At 59.5% G+C, this 21572-nt stretch carries 16 protein-coding genes, 2 tRNA genes and 1 other RNA gene; 12 read left to right on the forward strand and 7 right to left on the reverse strand.

Annotated features, from left to right (window positions below):
- Position 1: 1 nt before the first annotated feature.
- Positions 2–1087, reverse strand: a complete 1086-nt coding sequence (locus IDL90_RS05510; protein WP_187994639.1) for a DNA adenine methylase — start codon at positions 1085–1087, stop codon at positions 2–4.
- Positions 1088–1099: 12 nt separating this feature from the next.
- Positions 1100–2344: a Na+/H+ antiporter NhaA gene (gene nhaA / locus IDL90_RS05515; protein ID WP_187994640.1), complete on the reverse strand. Its 1245-nt coding sequence runs from the start codon at positions 2342–2344 to the stop codon at positions 1100–1102.
- Positions 2345–2544: 200 nt separating this feature from the next.
- Here nhaA and IDL90_RS05520 point away from each other — a divergent pair.
- Positions 2545–2629, forward strand: a tRNA-Ser gene (locus IDL90_RS05520).
- Between the two features lie 69 nt (positions 2630–2698).
- Here IDL90_RS05520 and IDL90_RS05525 read toward each other — a convergent pair.
- Positions 2699–4933 carry a sensor histidine kinase gene (locus IDL90_RS05525; RefSeq protein ID WP_187994641.1) on the reverse strand — a complete coding sequence of 745 codons (2235 nt, stop codon included), beginning with the start codon at positions 4931–4933 and terminating at the stop codon, positions 2699–2701.
- An 83-nt stretch (positions 4934–5016) separates the two neighbouring features.
- Between IDL90_RS05525 and IDL90_RS05530 the strand changes: the two genes are divergently transcribed.
- The 3 genes from IDL90_RS05530 to IDL90_RS05540 all read left to right on the forward strand — a co-directional run bounded on the left by IDL90_RS05530 (position 5017) and on the right by IDL90_RS05540 (position 7488).
- Positions 5017–5577: a tyrosine-protein phosphatase gene (locus tag IDL90_RS05530; RefSeq protein ID WP_316930294.1), complete on the forward strand. Its 561-nt coding sequence runs from the start codon at positions 5017–5019 to the stop codon at positions 5575–5577.
- 133 nt (positions 5578–5710) lie between these two features.
- Positions 5711–7342, forward strand: coding sequence for a sodium-dependent transporter (locus IDL90_RS05535; RefSeq protein WP_187994642.1), 1632 nt, complete (start codon positions 5711–5713; stop codon positions 7340–7342).
- Positions 7339–7488, forward strand: coding sequence for a methionine/alanine import family NSS transporter small subunit (locus tag IDL90_RS05540; protein ID WP_182141521.1), 150 nt, complete (start codon positions 7339–7341; stop codon positions 7486–7488). Before IDL90_RS05535 ends, IDL90_RS05540 begins: the two co-directional genes overlap by 4 nt.
- Positions 7489–7547: 59 nt before the next feature.
- On the opposite strand, the gene IDL90_RS05545 is transcribed toward IDL90_RS05540, so the two are convergent.
- Positions 7548–7961, reverse strand: coding sequence for a phage holin family protein (locus tag IDL90_RS05545; RefSeq protein ID WP_223175193.1), 414 nt, complete (start codon positions 7959–7961; stop codon positions 7548–7550).
- Positions 7962–7989: 28 nt separating this feature from the next.
- Entirely contained in the window at positions 7990–9816 is a 1827-nt protein-coding gene (locus IDL90_RS05550; protein ID WP_187994643.1) for a glycerophosphoryl diester phosphodiesterase membrane domain-containing protein, read from the reverse strand.
- A gap of 88 nt (positions 9817–9904) precedes the next feature.
- On the opposite strand from IDL90_RS05550, the gene ffs reads away from it, so the two are divergent.
- The 3 genes from ffs (at position 9905) to recR (ending at position 12701) form a co-directional block, all read left to right on the forward strand.
- An RNA gene (ffs, locus tag IDL90_RS05555) (signal recognition particle sRNA small type) lies at positions 9905–10000 on the forward strand.
- Between the two features lie 98 nt (positions 10001–10098).
- A complete protein-coding gene (locus IDL90_RS05560; RefSeq protein WP_316930288.1) occupies positions 10099–12105 on the forward strand; it encodes a DNA polymerase III subunit gamma and tau in 2007 nt (668 codons plus the stop codon).
- Entirely contained in the window at positions 12102–12701 is a 600-nt protein-coding gene (gene recR, locus IDL90_RS05565) for a recombination mediator RecR (protein WP_182141517.1), read from the forward strand. Before IDL90_RS05560 ends, recR begins: the two co-directional genes overlap by 4 nt.
- A gap of 162 nt (positions 12702–12863) precedes the next feature.
- On the opposite strand, the gene trxA is transcribed toward recR, so the two are convergent.
- Positions 12864–13223, reverse strand: coding sequence for a thioredoxin (gene trxA, locus IDL90_RS05570; protein WP_182141516.1), 360 nt, complete (start codon positions 13221–13223; stop codon positions 12864–12866).
- Between the two features lie 214 nt (positions 13224–13437).
- Here trxA and IDL90_RS05575 point away from each other — a divergent pair.
- The 4 genes from IDL90_RS05575 to IDL90_RS05590 all read left to right on the forward strand — a co-directional run bounded on the left by IDL90_RS05575 (position 13438) and on the right by IDL90_RS05590 (position 16339).
- Positions 13438–13511, forward strand: a tRNA-Gly gene (locus IDL90_RS05575).
- A 19-nt stretch (positions 13512–13530) separates the two neighbouring features.
- Entirely contained in the window at positions 13531–14565 is a 1035-nt protein-coding gene (locus IDL90_RS05580; protein ID WP_182141515.1) for a low specificity L-threonine aldolase, read from the forward strand.
- A gap of 24 nt (positions 14566–14589) precedes the next feature.
- Positions 14590–15216, forward strand: a complete 627-nt coding sequence (dcd, locus tag IDL90_RS05585) for a dCTP deaminase (RefSeq protein ID WP_182141514.1) — start codon at positions 14590–14592, stop codon at positions 15214–15216.
- 4 nt (positions 15217–15220) lie between these two features.
- A complete protein-coding gene (locus tag IDL90_RS05590; protein ID WP_187994644.1) occupies positions 15221–16339 on the forward strand; it encodes a hypothetical protein in 1119 nt (372 codons plus the stop codon).
- Here IDL90_RS05590 and IDL90_RS05595 read toward each other — a convergent pair.
- Positions 16269–18524, reverse strand: coding sequence for a (Fe-S)-binding protein (locus IDL90_RS05595; RefSeq protein WP_187994645.1), 2256 nt, complete (start codon positions 18522–18524; stop codon positions 16269–16271). The genes IDL90_RS05590 and IDL90_RS05595 overlap by 71 nt on opposite strands.
- Positions 18525–18695: 171 nt before the next feature.
- Here IDL90_RS05595 and IDL90_RS05600 point away from each other — a divergent pair, with 171 nt between their 5' ends.
- Positions 18696–21572: a Na+/H+ antiporter subunit A gene (locus tag IDL90_RS05600; RefSeq protein WP_187994646.1), complete on the forward strand. Its 2877-nt coding sequence runs from the start codon at positions 18696–18698 to the stop codon at positions 21570–21572.

The raw sequence follows: 21572 nt of genomic DNA on the forward strand, positions 1-21572 counted from the left end.
TTCATAACCTACCCGACTCTGCCCCGTGGGCAGTATGACGCAAGGCTGACCGGTCAATCATTTCCATCACTAACTCTTCGGGTCCAGACACAATCATGTATTCCGTGTTCCTCAGGTGGGACACCCTTCCTACCTTTTCCCCATCCAAGTTGTGAATACCAATCTTGGCACCCACATAGCGTTGCGCATCAAACCCCAGAACCTCCACGTGGTCACCTCTCGATTCGCACATGGCAACCAGCTCCGCCAGGGGGACGAAGCCCTCATTTGAGAAACTGAGTACGAGGACGTCTGCGCGGACTGCAGAAATGGTCTGCGCGAGGGCGATGGGCATCGTTCGCTTGGAGTTGAAGGCACTCTTGGTTTCGTCCTCGCGCGCATCAGTGCGTTTGCACGCCACACCGTAGTGGTCGGGGCTATCCCAGCGGATCAGCGTCTCCCAAACATGGTAGTTCGTGAAGTAGCGGTGCTGATTGTAAGGCGGGTCCAGGTACGCGAAGTCGACGTGAGGTAGCGTGCGTGCAACCGTGAGCGCGTCCCCACGGATCGCTTTGCCCGTGCCATGGGTGAGTTTGGGGACCCGCAGCTCAAGTGGTTTGAGGGCTCTGGGGGCCCACTTCTTCAAGTACGCCATCTGCAGACCGACTGTGGAGTCAACTGCGTCCGCAGCTAGGAGTAGGGACGTCAGGTAGATGGACTTCAGCGGGTCAGAAGCGTAGAACTCTTCGATACCGTCACGGATGGCGTCGACTCGCATGCCATTGTCGGGGTGAAGGTAGCGGCTCTGCTCACAAAACGTTTCCGTGAAGTACCCGCGTACGGGTTTCAAGGAAGAAAGGTGTTCCAAGGCGTCCTCGACCTCGTCCATATCGACCGTATCGGCGTCGATCTCCACATAGCACTGGCCCAAGACCTCAGAGTAGGTCGCCACATCGACGGCGGTGGTGTGGGCGCCTCGTCGGCAGAACTCCTGGGCAACCCGCGTCGTCCCGGTAAAAAGGTCGAGGGCGGTGGCCGCGCCACTCGCCTCAAAAAGGGACCCAATGACACCAACAAAGCGCCGTTTGGACCCGAGGTATTTGATCAACGCAGCTGCCCCTTAGATGGGCCGAGTGTCTTTATCAAGAATCCCGTCTAGGTTCATGTCAGACGTCCTCGGCTTCTTGGCTGCGCGACGCAGGGCGACCGCACCAAGGATCGCTGCGATCAGGGTGCCCACCAGCACGCCGACTTTAGTGGGGGCCATGTGGTCGGTGCCTCCGAAGGAGAGTTCGGTGATGAGCAGGGAGACGGTGAAACCCATTCCAGTCAGGAAGCCAATCGGGATGAGGTCCCGCAAACCAATGGCGTCGGGCAGGCGCAGCGGGGTGAGTTTGACCGTTGCAGTGGTTGTGAGGAGGATGCCGAAGAACTTCCCGACGACGAGGGCGGTGGCTGCCGCAAAGAACACCGGTTGTGTGAAGATCTCCGTGCCGAAGCCAACAATGGTCACGCCCGCGGCGAAGAAGGCGAAAATCGGTAGCACAATCCCGGAAGAGAGCGGATCGAGGGCGTACGAAAAACGGGCGCTTCTGTCTGAGTTCTCAAGGTGAATGGGGCGTGCTGGGACGGTGAGACCCATGGCAACGCCGGCGACAGTGGCGTGCACGCCAGATTCATGCATGAAGAACCAGGCGCAAATCGCTAGCAGGATGAGGGGAAGGACATGGACCTTGCGGGCCCTCACCACAGCCGCGAAGGCTGCGATGAAAAGAAGGGACACGGCGAGGGCGGCAAAGTTCAATTGTTCGGTGTAGAAAATGGCAATGATGACAATCGCCAGCAGGTCGTCAACGACTGCAAGGGTCAGGAGGAAGGTCCGCAATGCGCGGGGAAGACCCCTTCCAAACACGGCCAAGACCCCAACTGCGAAGGCGATATCGGTGGCCGTGGGGACGGCCCAGCCAACCAGAGACGACGCATCCCCCGAGAGGGCGACGATCGAGACGAAGATGACTGCGGGCAGTGTCATGCCGCCAACAGCAGCAATCATGGGGACAGCTGCTTCGCGGGGGGAGGAGAGGCTCCCGACCACCAACTCCCGCTTGAGTTCTACCCCGACCACAAAGAAGAAGATGGCAAGAACCCCGTCAGCCGCCCAGGTCGCCAGAGTGAGGTCAAGGTGAAGCGAGGCCGGGCCGACTACCGTTTGCGAGAGTGCGTGGTAGCTGTCGCGCCACGGCGTGTTCGCCCAGATTAGTGCGATGCCTGCAGCAATGATCAGCAGGATTCCACCCGAGGTCTCTTTACGGACCCAGTTGGTAACGCGCGAAAAGGGGGAATGGGTAACAGGTTGGTTTGTCATCGCTATTTAGTCTGGCACAGTTACCAGGGGTCGGTGGCCATTCCGGGGGTGTGACCGGCTAGATTTGGCGCTTTTGGCACGTTCGGCACGTGCCTCCGCTACCGGGGTGGGTCTAACGCCACAATCTGCAAAGTTCTCAAGAGGGGTGATACTTCGCTAGGCTGTGGGACGTTGGTGCAGCCACAAGCTAATCCAATGCCGGAGGATTCGCCTAGTGGCCTATGGCGCACGCTTGGAAAGCGTGTTGGGTGCAAGCCCTCGGGGGTTCGAATCCCCCATCCTCCGCAGCGACCCCGGTGTTTCGTTGAAATACCGGGGTTTTTCGTTGCAATGATGCGCGCTATCGCCGCTTTGTCACGCCTCCACAGCGTGAGGCACCGTGGTGAGAACGCCCTCGCTGTGGATGGTCCCCACAGTGGGGCTCCCAGGGGGGAGGAGTCTCACAACCACTCGTCCTCGAGCGGAAGCTTCGAGTACCTGAACCGCCTTCTTCTCAAATGATTGCGGTATCGCCGAAGGCGGCGACGTCGCAATACCTTCATCGAGGAGGACAACCTCAATTCCACGCTCGCGGGCACTTCGCGCGGCCGCAGCTATGGGCGTTCCCGTGAAGGACGCGGCCCGAATCCCGTCGCGGAGTTCGGCCTCAAGCAACCGAGCCGCAAGACTCTGCTGTGGCGTTAGTGGAAGCCCGCTCGCAACCGGCTCCAGAATCGGGAGGGCGACCACGCGCATCTGGGCAAGCACCTCGTCCATCTTCCGTCGAACTCCAGCAGATATCACCTGGTCCGCGTGCATATGTACCCACGCCTGGTCCATAAGTGTCAGGTCACGCACCGTCGCAGCTGATCTCCCAACGATCAGGTTCCAGAACAGGAGTGTGACCACCTGCCCGGCCACCAGGGCAAACGCAGTTTGCATAGGAAGACTGACCCTGAGTGCCCATAGTGAAGTCGTAGCGAAGAGCACGCCAAGAAGGGCCCATGCAAATGCCGGGCGTCCACGAACAAGCAGCCCGCAGGCAATCAGTGTTGTTAGCCCAAGGCTCCAGGTCAATCGGGCCGCGTCTGGAGTGCCGGGAACCGACAGGAGAGCCAGGTAGTTAGCACCCCCAGCAATTGCAACCATCAGCAGTGCAGCCCAAGTCGTAATCCTTCCCTGAGGCCACCGCCTGAACAACAGACCTGCGGAGGACACCGCATACAGAATCAGCGCGACCAGTGAGGGGGCCAGGGAGGTGAAGCCCGGAATGTTCAACGTGATGATTGCGGCGTACGCGATGAAGAGGACCGCCACCAAGACGGGCGCAAACGGTGTGTCCAGGGAGTGTCTAATTCCTGACAGCCACCGATTGCTTGACGCCTCTAACAGGGTCTGCTCAGTGACGGGCGTGAGTGGCCCAGACCATGTCAGCGTCACTCTTGTGCCTCTGCCGGGGGCCGAAATGATGCTGGCGCTCCCACCCACTTCTTCCATTCGGGCCCGGATCCCCTGGTCGACTCCAAAGCGGCCAGCCTCCGCCACCTGCGCTTGTGAAAATCCCTTGCCATTGTCCTGAACAGTCAAAATCACAGTTGGTCCCTGCGTGGAGATCTGCACAGAGATCTCGGGTTCGCCGCCGTCTTGTCGACCATGTCGGCGAGCATTACGGATCGCTTCGATCGCCGCGCCCACCAGCGCATCTCCAGCAGCACCGAAGTGAAAGGCTGGGGTGTCGCCATCGACTTGAACCTGTACTTGGGGGAACTTCTCGGACAGGGAGTAGACAATGTCGTCTATCGTCCTCGGACCGGATGATTCTGAGCTGTGGATTACCAACGTCGCGTCCCGCGCGGCTTTCTGCAACACGGGGGAGTTTTGGTGGTGTTGAGAAATGGCGGTGAGGACGGAGAGGACGTGGTCATGGATGAACTCGTTGCTACGACGAAGGGCCGTGTTCTCTGCTTCTTCATCGGCAAGTGCAAGTTGAGCCTCACGGAAGTCGGCACTGGTGTCGTCTAGTTCATCGGCTTGCGCATAGACCCAAGAGATCCCCAGTAGTAGCGGCAAGTTGAAGCACATTGTGTAGAGAACAGTCACGACTTCGGAGGAGTCATACACAAGCCCGTAACGCACGGGAAGCGTCAAAAGCAACAGGGTGACTACCGCCATGAAGACTAGGCGCCCCCACATTGGCAAAGCCACACTTGACAGGGCGGTAGCGCACATCCAGTAGGACGTGAGGAGTGCGACAAGTGCATAACCAGTGCTCGTGTCACTACTAGAAGCGGGGAAGACCAGTAGCCACAGGTAGCAGACAAGCGTGGCGACAACGGACGTGGTCCACAGTCGGTCCAGCACCGCTACGGTTGCTTGCCTTCGCGTGTCCGATATTCCAAGAAGTGCTGCAGCGCCACCGACAATCGGAGTGATGAAGAGCAGTGCTAAGACCACGGGATGATAGCGAACCAGCAACGGCACCGATCCAGGTTGAGATGCTGCAAACATGACGAGGTTCGCCAGCGATCCGCCAGCGATAATCACTCCCGACATCCGCCTAATCAGCGCTGAGTGAAGTCCTTGGTGCTCGCCGTTCTTCCCGTGGTTCACCTAGGTCACACCGCCTTGGAATCGGCTCTGTCCGCGGTTTCCCCTTCTTCTGTCATGGGACAAATTCTCACACAGATCCAGAGATCGAGTCGCAACCACGATACTTCAAAGACGCTGGGTTCAATGTTGTGAAGATTCCGATCCTCTCGGGATCCATCAAGTCGATGATGGCGAACGTTCCAACCGTCAGCGACCTCTACCAATCAATGATCGCAAGTTCTCCGACCGAACTAGCGCAGAGCATCGCAGCTATCGCAACCGCAACTCAAAGTGGTGCGGCACTGGTTCACTGCACGGCAGGAAAGGACCGCACGGGTGTGGTCATCGCACTAACGCAGGCCCTGCTGGGGGTATCCGACGACGACATTGTCGCCAACTATGTGCAGACGCAGGCCAACTTGCAGGGCGCGTGGCTCGCAAAGATGGAAGCCAATATGAAAGACATGATGGCGAAGGTTCCAGATTCCGGAAGCATTGACATGGCCGCTGTTGCGGCCCTCGCAACGGGAAGCCCGGCAGACGCCATCCAAGATGCGTTTGCCACAATCCGCAAGGAGCACGGCACAGTTGAAGCGTTCGTCCTCTCCAATGGTCTGACCCAGGAAGAGATTGATTCACTTAAGGACACGCTGCTCGTTAAGTAGCTCGCTGTGCGCGAGGGCGCTTCAAACTGCAGGCGCCCTCGTCCGACAACTGGCGAGACGAGGACGCATGTTTCCAACAAATCCCTAAACTTGCACCGGACAGCACCAGTGGAAGTAGTGGGGATACCAGAGCGTGGCAGCAGTAGAAGCGCAAGTTGCACCCAAGCGGGGCGAATGGACCGGACAGGTTGGCTTTATCCTCTCTGCCATCGGCTCGGCAGTTGGACTAGGGAACATCTGGCGCTTCCCTGGAGTCGCGTATGAGAGTGGCGGTGGAGCCTTTCTCATCCCATACCTGATTGCCCTTCTCACCGCCGGGATCCCCATCCTCTTCCTCGACTACGCGATCGGACACCGCTTCAAGGGCTCCCCGCCGCTGGCACTACGCCGAGTTGCGGGCTTCCTCGGGGAGAGCATCGGGTGGTTCCAAGTCATGATCTGCGTCTTCATCGCGATCTACTACACGGCGGTGCTTGCCTGGTCCTCGAGCTTCTTTGTCTACTCATTCGATCTGCGGTGGGGCGCGGATGCACCCGGCTTCTTCACCGGCGATTACCTGCAGGTCCCAACGGACGGCTCACTGTTCTCAATGGCATTCGTGCCCAGCGTCCTCGTCCCACTTGCGCTCATGTGGATCATCACGCTTGCGGTCTTGCGTGCTGGTGTCGCGAAAGGTGTGCAGCGCGTCAACATCGTGGCCATCCCTCTTCTGGTAGTTGGCTTCCTGATTCTGGTGGTCCGCGCCCTCTTCCTGCCCGGTGCAAGTGAAGGCCTCAACGCACTCTTCACACCCGACCTGAGCGCCCTCGGCGACCCATCGGTATGGGTTGCCGCCTACTCCCAAATCTTCTTCTCCCTGTCGGTTGGCTTCGGCATAATGATGACGTACTCGTCCTACCGCAAGCGCCGCACCAACCTGACCTCCCCTGGACTGATCATTGCCTTTGGCAACTCCTCTTTCGAGATCCTGGCCGGGATCGGAGTGTTCTCAACGCTGGGGTTCTTCGCTCACCAGCAGGGAGTTGCGGTCAGCGAACTCGAAGGACTCACAGGCGTAACGCTCGCGTTTATGACCTTCCCGGCAATCATCTCTGAGATGCCCGGGGGTGAGTTCTTCGGCCTGCTCTTCTTCGGGTCCCTGACGCTTGCGGGTCTGACATCCTTGATCTCCATCCTCGAGGTTATCTTCGCCGGGTTTATCGACAAGTTCGGTCTCACCAGGGCGCAAGCCGTCTACAGGTTGGGCATCCCGTTGGCACTGGTTTCCGTGGCGCTTTTTGGGACAGCCACCGGCCTGTTCGCCCTCGAGACCATTGACAATTGGGCCAACAACCTGGGGATTGTCGGAGCTGCCATAGCCATGACGATCACGGTGATGTGGGTACAACGTAGCGGTCCGGAACTGTTCACCCACCTCAGTGAACTGTCCACATTCAAAGTGAAATGGGGATGGTGGGTGCTGGTGTCGGTTCTCAGTCCCGTTGTCCTCACCTACATGCTGCTATCTGCTATCGAGGCGCTCATCGCTGAGCCCTACGGCGGGTATTCCACGGGGTATCTGCTGATATTCGGGTGGGGTGTCATCGCCGCGATGATTGTCGGCGCTGGGATACTAACAGCGACTAAGTGGCGTACGGACCCGATGAAGTTTGAGGTTTGGCCGCCGTACTCGCCCTCGTACACTGCCCTTTCCCAGTCGCATACGAACCACAGTGAGGCGGGCGCTACCAGCGCGGCGAGTACCAGCGAAGGAGAGCAAAAGTGACGACGACGGCAATCCTCTTCTTAGTGTTCGCGCTGCTCATTATCTGGGGCGGGCTTGTTGCCAGCATCATTTTCCTGGTGCGCAACCCTGAGGTTTCCCACTTCCCACCCGGTGGCGAAGCGGGAGATGACCCGGGGGACGACTAAACCCGGGGCGACCGGCCCCAAAGGGAGGTCCACCCCTAGGCGCCCAGCGACAGGTACGTCTAGTCGGCCGAAGAGAAAACCTTCGGGAGAAGCATCGTTGCAATCGCGGGAATGATCCACACCAGGAGCGTGGCGAGCACCCATGTGCCAACACCTGAGATCCGCAAACCGCCCGTGAACAGCGTGGCCACCAAAAGGGCCAGGAACGCTGAGATGATCCCGACGAGGCTGATGGCGGACGCCGCGTATTTTTCGATGAGCTTGGCGACAAGTGGCGCCACGATCGACTGGGCCACGGAGAAAACCACCACGGCTACCAGGAAGCCCCAGAAGGTCATCCTGAACCCACGCAGTGACAGGGATGCCACCAGCAACCCGATCGCGGACGAGCCAAAGAATATTGCCAGTTTGATGCCCATGTTCTTCATGGTGGCGCCTTTCAGATTGTTCGGCGGATACTGTGTATGGCCCATCTTCGTCCCTCGGGGGACTCTTCAACAACTAGATGGTGAACAGCGACGACATAATGTGGGAGAGCCTGCCGGCTAGTCCGCTGTCCTCTTGAAGGTGCTCGCGGATTGTCAGTGCCCAGTCTGGCCGATCAGTGATGACTGCGTCCACGCCGTCAATCATCCTCACGTTCAGTCCATCCTTAGTGTTGACGGTCCAAACGACGAAGCCCATGCCCGCATCGGTCGTGTTCCGCTGCATCTGCGCACCAGCGGAAGATTCTTCGAGGACGAGGAAGTCAGCGTGAGTCTGTGGAATCCCCAGTCCTGCAAACGGCATGATGTAGCCAATGGTCGTGTTGGGGAGAAGGCTCTTCAGCTCATCTGCAGATGCCTTGTCCAACGTATGGAAAAGGTGGCCCCCAAGTAGATCGCCCTCGTCCAACGTGTCCAACAGATCCTGAACGTGTGTTTCAGTCTCTGCCCCCGAAAGCTTAAGTTCGATGAGTAGCGGCTGATCCAGTTCATTCGCGCGCGTGACGTACTCGACCAGGGAGGGGATCTGCCCACTGTTGCCTGCATTGTCGTGCACAGTCATCGCGGTCAGTTCGTCCAGGGTAAGGTCCTTCACCTTGACGGACTTCCCGGTGAGGCGTCCGAGGTCGGTGTCGTGCATGACAACAAACCTGCCGTCTTTGGTTTGCATGGTGTCGAACTCGACAATCTCAGCACCCGCGGCATTTGCGGCCTCGAGCGCCTCAATCGTGTTCTCAACCCCGCCCTGCGTGAAGCCCCGGTGAGCAATGACGATTGTCTCGGGATGGTCAGAGATTGCGTACATTGTGGGAATGGCGAGGGCGCCAAGGACTGCCATGGCAGAAACGGTAATCGCGGTGTTGGCCACGCCGATCCGCCTGCTCTTCTTCGGAGTGGGGGGCTGGGAGATGGGCGTGACTTTGCTCGTGTGGACGGCACTGTAGGCGGTCAGAACTCCCGCGAGGAGCGCGACGGCAAAACCGGTCAAGAGAAGAGAGAGGACCTGCGCGGCCCCGAAAGAGAGTCCTGCGACCACGGGTGAGGCTGCGGGAGCCACGTTGTCCGCGAGGAACGTGGGAGAAAGAAGAAGGTAGAAACCAGCAACTGAAACCGCGGACAATCCGGCGATCAAGACGACGACGGCAACGACCAGCGTCCATGGGCGCAAACCACGAGTAATGCGCCAACTGGTTGAAAGCGCCCTCGTCTGACCATCTTTGGAAAGTACAAAGATCGGAAGCGTTGCTGCCAGGCGGATGTTGACGTAACCTAGAATCACGTAAAGAACGACGAGGGCGACTCGGGTGAAGGTCTGTTTGTCGAGCTCCTCGGTGATGAAGTTTGGGACGGCGACTCCGTTCAGAGCCGCCGAAGTGAATCCGAAGCCGGAGAGGGGAACTAGGACAAGGAGGTAGAGGGCGAGCCAAATGGACGAGGGGTGGAGAACCTTCCTACCAACCCTGAGTACCTCACGACCCAGTTGCTTCCATGTCAGCGCGGGGTCGTGCAGGAGCAGGAGGATCGCGGCAAACTCAACGACCAACGCGAGTAACACTATGAGCAGGGCAATCGCGAGCAGTAGTACGGTGATGGGGAACCCCGGCGCAATCGCAAAGTCATCCATATCAATGGCATACATGCCGTCCGCGCGCAGTGCTTCACGGAAAACCCAGTGGGCAAGGGGAAATGCCAACGCCGTGAGAACTAGGTTGCTGAGGATGATGAGGAGGAAAAGTCGACCCTTGACGGCCATGACGGCATTCCAGGAGGTCTTCAATAGGGACAGTGGACCCGAAGTGGAAGGGACGTCCTCGTTCGGGGTGACTCTTGGACCATCTGGCATTGCTCGGGGCTCCCTCAACTTGAACCTGGTAGTGATTCTCTCATCACTTCGGGATTCCGTCGGGTCGGCCCCGAGCGTGTAGGATTGTGGCGATCCCCCGTGCGACGGCATCACCCGAACCTCCCCAGGGCCGGAAGGCAGCAAGGATACGGTCGCTCTGTCGGGTGCGCGGGGGATCACTTATACCTAAATGCGGTTTTCCACAGTTCGCTGTGATTGGCGTTTTCCGCAGTGACTTCGTCGTTAGGTGCCGCTGTTTCCCGGAGGTTCTAAGGTCTAATTGTGAGCACAGCACTGTACCGCCGTTATAGGCCAGACACATTCCAGGACGTCATCGGTCAAAGTCACGTGACCGATGCGTTGCAGACCGCCCTCGACAGTGGACGCGTCACGCACGCATACCTCTTTTCAGGTCCGCGTGGTTGTGGCAAGACCACGTCGGCGCGAATACTTGCGCGCAGTTTGAACTGTGCCCAAGGGCCGACTTCGAGTCCGTGTGGAGTCTGCGATTCATGTGTGGAGTTGGCATCAGGGGGCCCGGGTTCCCTGGACGTAGTGGAAATTGATGCGGCGTCCAACAATAAGGTCGAGGACGCAAGGACTCTTCGTGACCGGGTTGCGTTCGCCCCAACGCGTGATCGCTACCGCATTTTCATCCTTGACGAAGCCCACATGGTGACACCACAGGGGTTCAATGCCCTTCTGAAGGTGGTTGAGGAACCACCCGAACACGTCAAGTTCATTTTCGCGACAACTGAGCCGGACAAGGTCATCAACACAATCCGGTCACGCACGTACCACTACCCGTTCCGCCTGGTCGCACCATCCGTACTTGGTCCGTTCCTGCGCGATCTGGCAGCGAAGGAGGGCGTTCAGGTTGACGAGGGCGTGTATCCGCTCATCATTCGTAGCGGCGGCGGATCTGTGCGGGACTCACTGTCTGTGCTCGACCAGCTCATCGCGGGGTCTGACGGTGTCGTGACCGTTGAGAAGGCTGTTGAACTGCTCGGGTACACCGACGCATCCATACTGGAGAGGGCGGTCGACGCACTGGGTGATGGTGATGGTGCCGCCGCGTTCAGGATCGTTGAAGAGATCATCGCGACAGGCCAGGAGCCCCGACGTTTTGTTGAGGATCTGCTGCAGCGCTTACGTGACCTGATGGTATGCGCTTTGGCTGGGGAAAGGGCATCAGACATCCTGGTGGAAACACCTGCTGACCAGTTGGTTGTCATGCATACACAGGCCTCAAAGTGGGGTAGCCGCCTGCTGTCGCGGAGTGCGGACATAGTTGAATCTGCACTCCGGGAGATGTCGGGGGCTACGGCGCCCCGACTGCAATTGGAACTGCTCCTAGCCCGCCTGTTGGTGAAGGGGCAGGCTCCGGCGGTGCAGCCATCCATGCAGGACGCACCGGCACCCGTTCAGTTGGCGCCTGCCCGCCAGGTGCCGGCCCGATCTATACCCGCGCAATCCGCATCTGCCCAATCCACATCTGCCCAATCCGCACCTGCGCCGCAAGGACCCGCGCCAGTTCAGTCGACCCCTGCCCGCTCGGCTCCTGCGCCGCAGACGGGACCGCCACCTGCCCGGTCGGTGCCTGCGGATCGACCCGGTGCGTCACCTGCTCTGCCGCAGTCCGATGGTGACACGCAGTTCCCAGATGCTGCTTTTGTCAGGCTGCACTGGGTAGAGATCATCGAGAAGATGGGCCAGATGGGGTCCGTTTTTCCCTCATTGCTTCGGAACTTCCGCGGGGTGGAAGCCGATGGTTTCACCTCACATATCTTCTTGCTTGATCCGACAACCGTCAACCAGTTTGACCGCATGGGGGGCTCTGAGAAGCTGGCGTTGATCTTGAGCAACATGTTGGACGCGACCGTGTCGGTGCAGGCACACTGGATTGAAGATCTCGACAACGTCATTGCGGGATTTGGGCGCGGTGACGAAAGTGCAGAGGCTGAACGGGAACCTCGCGCGGACGTGGAGGATTCCCAGACGGACACAGATTCCGCCCAGACCCTGGAGCCGACCCCGGAACCGGAGCCGACCCCGGAACCGGAGCCGACCCCGGATGCCGGCCCGGTGCCGGAACCCAACTCAACCCCGTCCTACAAGGGACGCCCGGCGGTGGATATGGTCCTCGGTATTCTTGGGGGCTCGGTGATAGACGAGAAGATTGTGGCGACCCCCTCCGATGCCCAGTCACCAGGGGATTTCGATGGCCCAGAGCCAGTGGAACCCCCGGAAGAGGAACTGTCGGCGTTTGACCTGGACGGTGAGGAATGAGTGGCTTCGAAGGAGCGATCCAGGATCTGATAGATCAGTTGGGTGCTCTGCCCGGGATCGGGCCGAAGAGTGCACAGAGATTGGCTTTTCACCTGCTTGGAGCTGAAGGTTCCGAAGTTCAGGAGTTGGTCTCAGCAATCGAAGCTGTGAAGCAGAACGTCCATTTCTGCTCGATCTGCGGCAATGTCACAGAGGCTGAGGTTTGCTCGATCTGCTCTGACACCCGTAGAGACAGTACCGTCCTCTGCGTTGTGGAAGAAGCGAAAGACATCAACGCAATTGAAAAGACGCGGGCCTTCCGCGGCATGTATCACGTGTTGGGGGGCGTTATAGATCCACTTGCGGGGGTGGGAGCTGATTCCTTGCGAATCCGGGAGCTCTTTGCTCGCCTGGGTGACGGGACTGTGCAAGAGGTAATTCTTGCGACGAACCCAACGGTCGAGGGCGAGGCCACGTCCTCGTACATTGCGCGCAGCGTCATACCGATGGGTGTGTCTGTTACGCGCCTGGCATCAGGGCTTCCGGTCGGCGGCGACCTTGAGTATGCCGATGAGGTGACCTTGGGTCGAGCTCTGGAGGGGCGACTGCGCATCTAACTTTGGAGGGGAGACTACGCATCTAGCCCAACCTAAGGCTGGCCCTCCCCAAATGTATACGTGGGGGCCAAAAGTGACCGTGGGGTACGTACCCCAGACGCACATTCCGTCCCCACGTATACATTTCGCGTGGGGACGGGCGTAGGGGCTGTCAAGCGCCTGCTAGTTTGCGGCGTCGATCTGCTTGCGTACCTCATCCATGTCGAGGTCGCGGATCTGTCCGATCAAATCATCAAGTGCATGTCCTGGCAGTGCGCCAGCCTGACGGAAAACAGCGATTCCATCACGGAATGCCATAAGCGTTGGGATGGAAGTGATCTGAGCCATGGCAGCCAGTTCCTGCTGAGCCTCCGTGTCCACCTTGCCGAAGACAATGTCGGCATTCTTTTCAGAAGCCTTGTCATAGACAGGTGCGAACTGGCGGCAAGGGCCACACCACGCGGCCCAGAAGTCGACCAGGACGATCGGGTTTTCAGTTACCGTTGCCTCGAAGTCTTCGGCCGTGAGGTCTTTGGTGCTCATTGTTCTCCTCCGTAAATCAGATTGCTATGCCCAGCGTACTGACTTTTGCAACTCCAGGGCAGGGCAGAAGGCCAATCAGTCGGTTGTTTCCGCTCCCCGCGTAGAAATACCGGGTGGGGTATTAGCTTCGTCACGGCCGAGGGGGTGACGAGTCTGAGCACCAGTTACCCGCCCGAAAATTTTCTTGCTAGACTGTAGGACGTCCAAGCGACATGCGGATGTAGTTCAATGGTAGAACTTCTGCTTCCCAAGCAGATAGCGCGAGTTCGATTCTCGTCATCCGCTCCATTTGATTTAGCGTTACCTCATGACTGACAACAATGCTGATCGTTCACGCAGTTTTGCCTCCGACAACTATTCGGGCGTCCACCCGGAGATCCTGGCCGCCCTCGCCGAAGCCAATGTCGGACACGCGACCTCGTATGGGGAAGACCCTTGGACGCAGCGCCTAGGCGCCCTCGCAACCCAACTCTTCGGTGACGAAACCCAGATCTACCCGGTTTTCAACGGTACAGGCGCCAACGTTATTGCGTTGCAGTCAGTCCTCCCGCGGTGGGGCGCGGTGATCGCCCCTCACACTGCCCACATCAATCGGGACGAGGGCGGAGCCCCTGAAAAAGTCGGCGCAATCAAAATCCTGGGCGTCGACACTCCCGACGGAAAACTAACCCCGGATCTGGCTGCTACTGAAGCGTGGGGGTGGGGGGATCCGCATCGCTCCCAACCTCTTGCGCTGTCAATCTCGCAGGTCACGGAGCTCGGCACCTGCTACACGCCGCAAGAGGTACGCGCCCTCGCCGACTTTGCCCACGACAACGGCATGGCTCTTCACGTCGATGGCTCACGACTTTCCAACGCTGCCGCACACCTGAACTCGACATTCCGTGAGATCACCACGGACGTTGGCGTTGACGTTCTGAGCCTGGGTGGAACAAAGAATGGGGCGATGGGCGCCGAGGCCGTCGTGGTCTTGAACCCGCAACTCGCCACCGGGATTGACTACCTGCGCAAGACCAACATGGCGTTGGGGTCCAAAATGCGCTTCATATCGGCCCAGCTTCTCGCTTTATACGAGGGCGATCTGTGGCGGCAATCGGCACTCCACGCTAATGAAATGGCCACCCGCCTCGGGGATGAACTACAGGCAGTGGTGCCAATTCCCTACGCGGTTGAGTCCAACGTGGTCTTCGCCAAGTTGAACGCGGAGCAGAAGAAGCGCGCCCGCAGCCGCTTCCATTTCTATGACTGGCCGGGCGACCCCGACCTTGTTCGCCTCATGGCCTCTTTTGACACTACTGAAAGGGACATAGTCGACCTCGTCCGGGCAATTCGCGGATGCTGAGCCCGGACGTGGGATGATGCTCCTATGCTTCTGAGTGATCGTGATATTCACACTGCCATCGAGGGCGGTCGCATCCAGTTGGACCCGCTTGACCTTGGGCTGGTGCAGCCAGCCAGCATTGACGTCCGGCTGGACCGCGTCTTCAGGCTTTTCGACAACCATCGGTACGCGGTGATTGACCCTTCCGTGGCGCAACCAGAGCTGACCCGAAGGGTTGAGGTCAACGAGGACGAGCCGTTTGTTCTCCATCCCGGGGAGTTCGTCCTTGGCGCCACACTGGAGAAGGTTGCACTTGGTGACGACGTCGCGGCCCGTTTGGAGGGCAAGTCTTCCTTGGGGCGCCTCGGGTTGTTGACACACTCAACCGCGGGCTTCATCGATCCGGGTTTCGCCGGACACGTTACCCTCGAGTTGTCCAACACTGCGACCATGCCGATCCTGCTCTACCCTGGCATGCGCATCGGACAGTTGTGCTTCTTCAACCTGTCGAGCCCAGCCCAGGCGCCGTATGGGTCCGCAACGCTCGGCTCCCACTATCAGGGACAGCGTGGCCCCACGGCCTCCCGCTCTCACCTGCGGTTTGACCGGGTTCATGTTCCGCCCTCGGCCCCTGTGCCAGCCGACTCATCTGACGCAGGTGGAGTCCAATGATGGGATGCGGCAGATGAGTGGCGCGCCGACCCCGCCGCGCAGGTCCATTTACGACCGCATCGCGCACCTCAAGGAAAGTCCCAACCCCCTGGTTGAGACCGATTTGAACGTGCTGGATGGGGTTGGGTCGACCGCAACCTTCAGTTTCGCGGAGACGGGGGAATTGGTTGTGGATGAGGCCGCCCCCCTGCCCCTAAGTGTTGAACGTTCGCAGCCCCGTGGCAACCTTGAGGCATCAATGGCGCAGGCTTACCACCTCTTGCTGGTGCCTGACGAAGTCACGCCTGATGACGTGGAAGCGCTGGCGGTTTCCGTGTGGAATGAGGCCGGGTGGCTGGCACCCGGGATCCTCCAGTTGCAAGAGAGTGTGACTCTTGAGGGGCCCTGGTCACTAGATGAGGATACCGCCGCCGCCCTCGGGTCGCCCTCGGACAACGAACAGGTGTGGCTGTTGCGCTGTCCCGCCAGGCGAGGCGCACCGCCAAGTAGCGCAGTGATGGCGTTTGATGAGTGGGCGAGGGCGTTCCCGACGGGGATGCCGGTTGGGGTTGAGCAGAAGGTCCTTGATGTCATGCGCCGCATCGCACACCGCCTGCGCGGTAGCGTGCGGGTTGCGGGTAGTGGGGTCGTCATTCGGGCTGACGCGGATGCGTCAGTGAGTTTGCGTGTCCTCACCGATCAGTGGGTTGGGCCCGAGCAGCTGCTCGACTGGCTGTCCACCTACATTCCAGATGTCGCGTTACCCAACGAGGACGGTCCCGCATCTGTTGCGCCGGGCATACCCTACGCGTTATTGGCTCCGGTGACGTCGGCTTCACAGATCCTCATCGGGGTGCGACCCGAGACATTTGTCCCCCGGGTTTTGCGTTGGGAACGTTGGGCGAAACCACCTCTCTTTGTTTACGAGGTCGTCTGGGCCGTCCCCGAAGAGCTTTCTTCATCTTCCCACCAGGCCCCGCGCTCCCGACGCGTGCGCCTTGAACGCAACAGGGCGGAACAGATCGCTGAGACCGTTGCTGCCGTGATAGCGACGTCCCTGCCCAACTGCGCAGTTATTGACGAGGACGGGTTCCTTCTTTCCCTCGATGAACCCCCTCAAGTAGAAGAACAGCCACGTCCTTAACTTCTAGTTCTGCCTCGGAAGGTATCGCCGAGTCCAACATTTGTGTGCAGAAGGGGCATGCTGTGGCAACGGTGGTCGCACCGGTGGAGAGGGCTTGATCAACCCTTGCGGAAGCAATGCGGGTTCCACGGGTCTCTTCCATCCATGCCCTGGCACCGCCGGCACCGCAACACATCGCGAGTTCCCGGTTTTGGGGCATTTCAACCAGGTTCAGGTTCACATCAGAGCCAAGGAGCTCCCGGGGTGGCGCATAGATCCTGTTGTGACGCCCAAGGAAGCACGGGTCGTGGTAGGTCACGGTTTGCGCCTGCTCCGGGTCTGGCGCAACCGGAGTCAGCGCCCCCTCCCGGACCAGACGGTTTAGCAGTTGCGTGTGGTGGATGACGTCGTAGTGGCCACCAAGCTGGGGGAACTCGTTGGCAATCGAGTTGAAGCAGTGCGCGCATGTCACCACGATCCGCTTGGCTTTGATTTCATCCAGGGTTTCAATGGACGCTTCCGCAAGCATTTGGAAGAGGATCTCATTGCCGGCGCGGCGAGCAGGGTCGCCCGTGCAACCCTCCGCGGATCCGAGGACACCGAAGGAAACACCCGCGGTGTGAAGCAGTTCGGCGACCGCGGCGGTGGTGCGTTTCGCCTTCTCATCGTATGCTCCGGCGCACCCCACCCAGAAGAGGTAGTCGAGGTCGGTGGCGTCCTCTACGTCCTCGCCGATCACAGGGAAATCAAAGTCGAGTTTGGCCGCCCAGTCCAGGCGCTTGCGGCGGGACTGGTTGTAGGGGTTGGACTTGGTTTCCATGGCCCTGAAGGGTCGCGTCAGTTCGCGGGGGAACGCGGATTCCAATAGTACTTGGAAGCGGCGCATGTTGCCGATGTGGTCGATGTGTTCAATGTCGACGGGACACTGGTCGACGCACGCCCCGCACATGGTGCAATCCCAGAGTATGTCCGGGTTGAGAACGCCCCCTGCGAGGGCGGCATTGTCTGGGGAGACGCCCTCGGGACCAGCAGTGTTGGCGGCCTTCAGTGCGCCGAGGACGTCTGACGTGTCTGGGCCGGCCTGGTTTGTCGGGGTGAAGCCGGATGCGGCGACGGCATTGTCACGAAGCGCCATGATCATGAGCTTCGGTGACAGTGGTTTCTCAGTGTTCCATGCGGGGCACAGGTCCTGACACCGGCCACACTCCGTGCAGGACATGAAGTCCAGCCGGTCTTTCCACGTCAGGTCTTCGGTGGATCCGAGGCCGATCACAGCGGGTCGTGTCTGGGGGGAGGAGTCAGTGTCAGCCTGGGCGTCCTCGACCTCGGCCTCTTCAAATTCCTCAGCCAGATGGGGAGTGGGGTTGCCGGCGACCAGCGGAAGTGCAAGCGCACCCAAAGACTTGCCTCCGTCGGCGTTGCGCCCGGCCGCGATGTTCACGGGCGCCAGGAAGCGGTGCCACGAAATACTCATGGCAATGTCCGAACCAACGATGAGCATCCACACCATCGACGCCACAATCTTCACGGTGACAACGATGACGACCGCGTTGGCGAGGGCTTCGCCGCTCCACCCGGAGACGAGGGATCCGAACCATGAGGTCAGGGGGTAGTGCAACGGTGTGGCAAACGGATCGCCAATGTGTTGTCCGAGGGCGTACTGGAAACCGTGGCTGAAAAGGACAGCCAGGCAGACGGTCGCGACGACACCTTCCACAAACCATGCCTGCCAGCGGGTGGACCCGAAGAAGCGGGAAGAGCGGGGTTGGCCGCTTCGCTTAGCCCGAGCCATCGTGGCGATCCTGATGGTAAAAAGAGCGATGATCGACGCGGCTCCGAGGGCGGCCAGTACCTCAACAACCCAGTTCCACACGACAGAGTGGCCCAGGATTGGGAGGGTGTAGAGAGGGTTGAAGAGCTGCCCGTACGATGCCACAAGCGTCAGGACGAGGACGACAAACGACACCATGACCAGCCAGTGTGCGACGCGAACCACCGGCCGGTTCTTAAAGGTGTCGTGGGATAGTGAGACACGCAGCGACGTCCACAGCCTCTTCCACGGGGAGTTCCACCGGCCACTCTCAGCCGCGCCGGCTCGGATCACCGTGACAATACGCGCCACACCGCGAATGAACACGGTCCAGCCAATGACGCTTGTAAAAAGTGCCAGACCTATACAGAGATAGGTCACTGCAGCCGACGCCATGGTGGGGCTCCTAACAATTCCGCGGATGGCTCATTATCCCCTTTCAGGGTGAGAGCGATGAAACAGGCAAGCTAGAATCATTCTGCTAGTAGTCAACCTATGTTGAATCTTCCGTTCTGCACGCTTGGTTCCTAATATGCCCACCCCCAAGACGAGAGGCTTGCACAGAGAATGTTCGCGCTGCTCATAGTGCAACTTGTTGCTGCGCTTTGCGCACCGCTTGCAGTGCGACTGTGGGGGCGAAACTCTTTTCTAGTTCTGGCTCTTGCGCCAGCATCTGCTGCAATTTGGGCCCTCTTACAGACGCCGAGTGTGTTCCGTGAGGATCGATTCGAGGTCGTTTCTTGGGTTCCCACTTTGAGCCTGGACATCGTCTTCCGCCTGGACACGCTGTCCTGGTTGATGATGATACTGGTCGGTGGCGTCGGAGCTGCCGTTCTGGTGTACTCGTCGCGCTATTTTTCAAGCAGCGCTGCTGGCCTGACAAGGTTCGCAACCTTCTTCATGGCTTTTGCTGCAGCCATGTATGGCGTGGTGGTCGCCGACCAGACGATGATCATGTACCTCTTCTGGGAGATGACGGCGGTTCTGTCGTACCTGCTGATTGGTCACCACTCCACGCGCGCCCCAGCACGAGTCGCTGCCCGTCAGGCGTTCTTAGTCACGGGTTTCGGCGGTTTAGTCATGTTCGCTGGGCTAGTTATACTCGGCGTTACACCGGGAGGCTCTTTCCGGGCTTCAGAGCTAATCCACTCGCTACAAACAGGGGGTTTGGACCCTACTCAGCCCCTCGTTATTGTGGCGGCGCTGTTGGTCTTAGTCGGGGGTCTCTCCAAGTCTGCGCAGGTGCCGTTTAGCTTCTGGCTCCCGGGCGCGATGGCTGCTCCCACCCCGGTCTCTGCCTACCTCCATGCAGCCGCAATGGTGAAGGCCGGCGTTTATCTAATTGCACGGTTCACGCCCGGGTTCACGTTCGTTCCCGGTTGGTCGATGCTAGCTGTGGTCATAGGCCTCTACACGATGCTGCACGGCTCCTATCTGGCCCTGCGTCAGCGTGACCTCAAACTAATCCTCGCTTACGGCACAGTTTCGCAGCTGGGACTGATGATTGCCGCTGTGGGCATGGGGACCGCAGCCGCACTTGCAGCCGGCCTCGTTATCATGCTGTCCCACGCGCTCTTCAAATCTTCGCTGTTCCTGACCGTCGGTGCTGTAGAAAGTGCCACGGGAACCCGAGATCTCTGGGAGCTAACAGGGCTCGCACGCCGCATGCCGGTGCTGGCAACTTTTGCGGGCCTGGCTGCGCTGTCGATGGCCGGGATTCCAATCACCCTGGGCTACGTTGGCAAAGAGTCTCTAATCTCAGCGCTGCTTGAAGGCGGCTATTCGCCTGGACTTCCCGGAGGGTCCACGGCGAACATGATGATGCTCGTGGTGCTCGCCCTCGGGTCGATGATGACAATTGGTTACGCCTGGCGTTTCTGGTGGGGGGCTTTCGGGACCAAGAAGATCAAGGTGGACGTCAAGGTTCGCCCGCTCTCGAAGCTTGTTATCGCTCCGATTGTTATTCTTGCCAGCGGTGCATTCCTTGGTTTTGCGGCGCACCCGCTTGAGCAGCTACTCACCTCACCAACAGGCCCCACCAAAGGCATGTCGGGCTATCCGCATATTGCTCTCTGGTCCGGTTGGGCTCCCGCCCTCATTACCCTGGTCATTCTGATCGGCGGTGTCCTGCTGGCAGTGTTCCGCCCCCAGGTCTCCAAGTTCCAAAGGTCAATCCACACACCAATATCTGCAGCCCGAATCTTTGCCCTGTCCCTGAGGGATCTTGAGCTTTTCGCGAACCGCGTCACCTCCTTTATTCAAAGGGGTTCCCTGCCGGGCGAACTCGCAACGATCATGCTTTCAGCGGCTGCCTTGACCACCTATGCGATCTTGCGGGCCAACCCGCCGCGCAACCTTCCTCCGCTATGGGATTCAGCGCTTCAAGCTGCAATTGTGGGGGTGGGGATCATCGCTGTGTTCGTCACCGTCAGGGCGCGAAGGCGCATCCGCGCAGCCCTGGCGTTGGGTGCTGTTGGAATGTCGGTCTCCCTACTCTTTGCGATCCACGGCGCCCCAGACTTGGCTCTGACACAGCTCGCGGTCGAGGCCGTCAGCCTCGTGGTGTTCATCCTCGTCTTCCGCAAGCTGCCAACCTACTTCTCCACACGACCGCTGGTCTCCAGCAAGATTTCTAAAGTATTCGTCGGCACCCTTGCGGGCACCATCACCGCTGTCGGTGGCTACTACGCTTTCTCTGCTCGCATCCACACCCCTGTCTCAGAACTGATGCCAAGGGAGGCCCTAGAGTTCGGCCACGGACGCAACATAGTCAACGTCATCCTGGTTGACATCCGAGCCTGGGACACAATGGGCGAACTGTCGGTCCTTCTGGTCACTGCAACAGGTGTCGCATCACTGATCTACGTGATGTCGAGGACGGGCCGGATCGACCGGATCAGCAAGCGTTCCGCTAAGCCCGGCCGCTTCCTGCCGGGAGCTTCAGCATTGCGCCCGCACGACCGCTCCATGGTTTTGGAAGTTGCGACCCGGTTGCTGTTCCCCACCATGATTGTTCTGTCGATCTGGCTCTTACTGATTGGGCACAACGAACCGGGTGGTGGGTTTGTCGGGGGCGTCGTCGCTGGACTGGCATTCGTGCTGCGCTACCTGGCTGGCGGGCGCTATGAGCTGGGTGAAGCAATGCCGATCCCTGCGGGTTATCTGCTTGGAACAGGCCTGTTTGTTGCAGCGGCAGGTGGCGCGGCACCACTCCTCTTCGGCAACGTGCCGTTCCAGTCCACACCGGTAGACATTCCCTTGGGCGCCCTTGGGGAACTGCACTTCACAACTGCAATGATCCTGGATGTCGGCGTTTACATCCTTGTCATGGGGCTGATTGTCGACTTGGTTTCGGCATTGGGGGCAGAAGTGGACCGCCAGGGCGATCGACCGGCAAGAGCTTACGGCTCATCCACTCCTACGCGCACCAAGGGGGGTGTGTAA

Source organism: Schaalia sp. JY-X159, from assembly GCF_014525425.1.
Lineage (GTDB): Bacteria > Actinomycetota > Actinomycetes > Actinomycetales > Actinomycetaceae > Scrofimicrobium.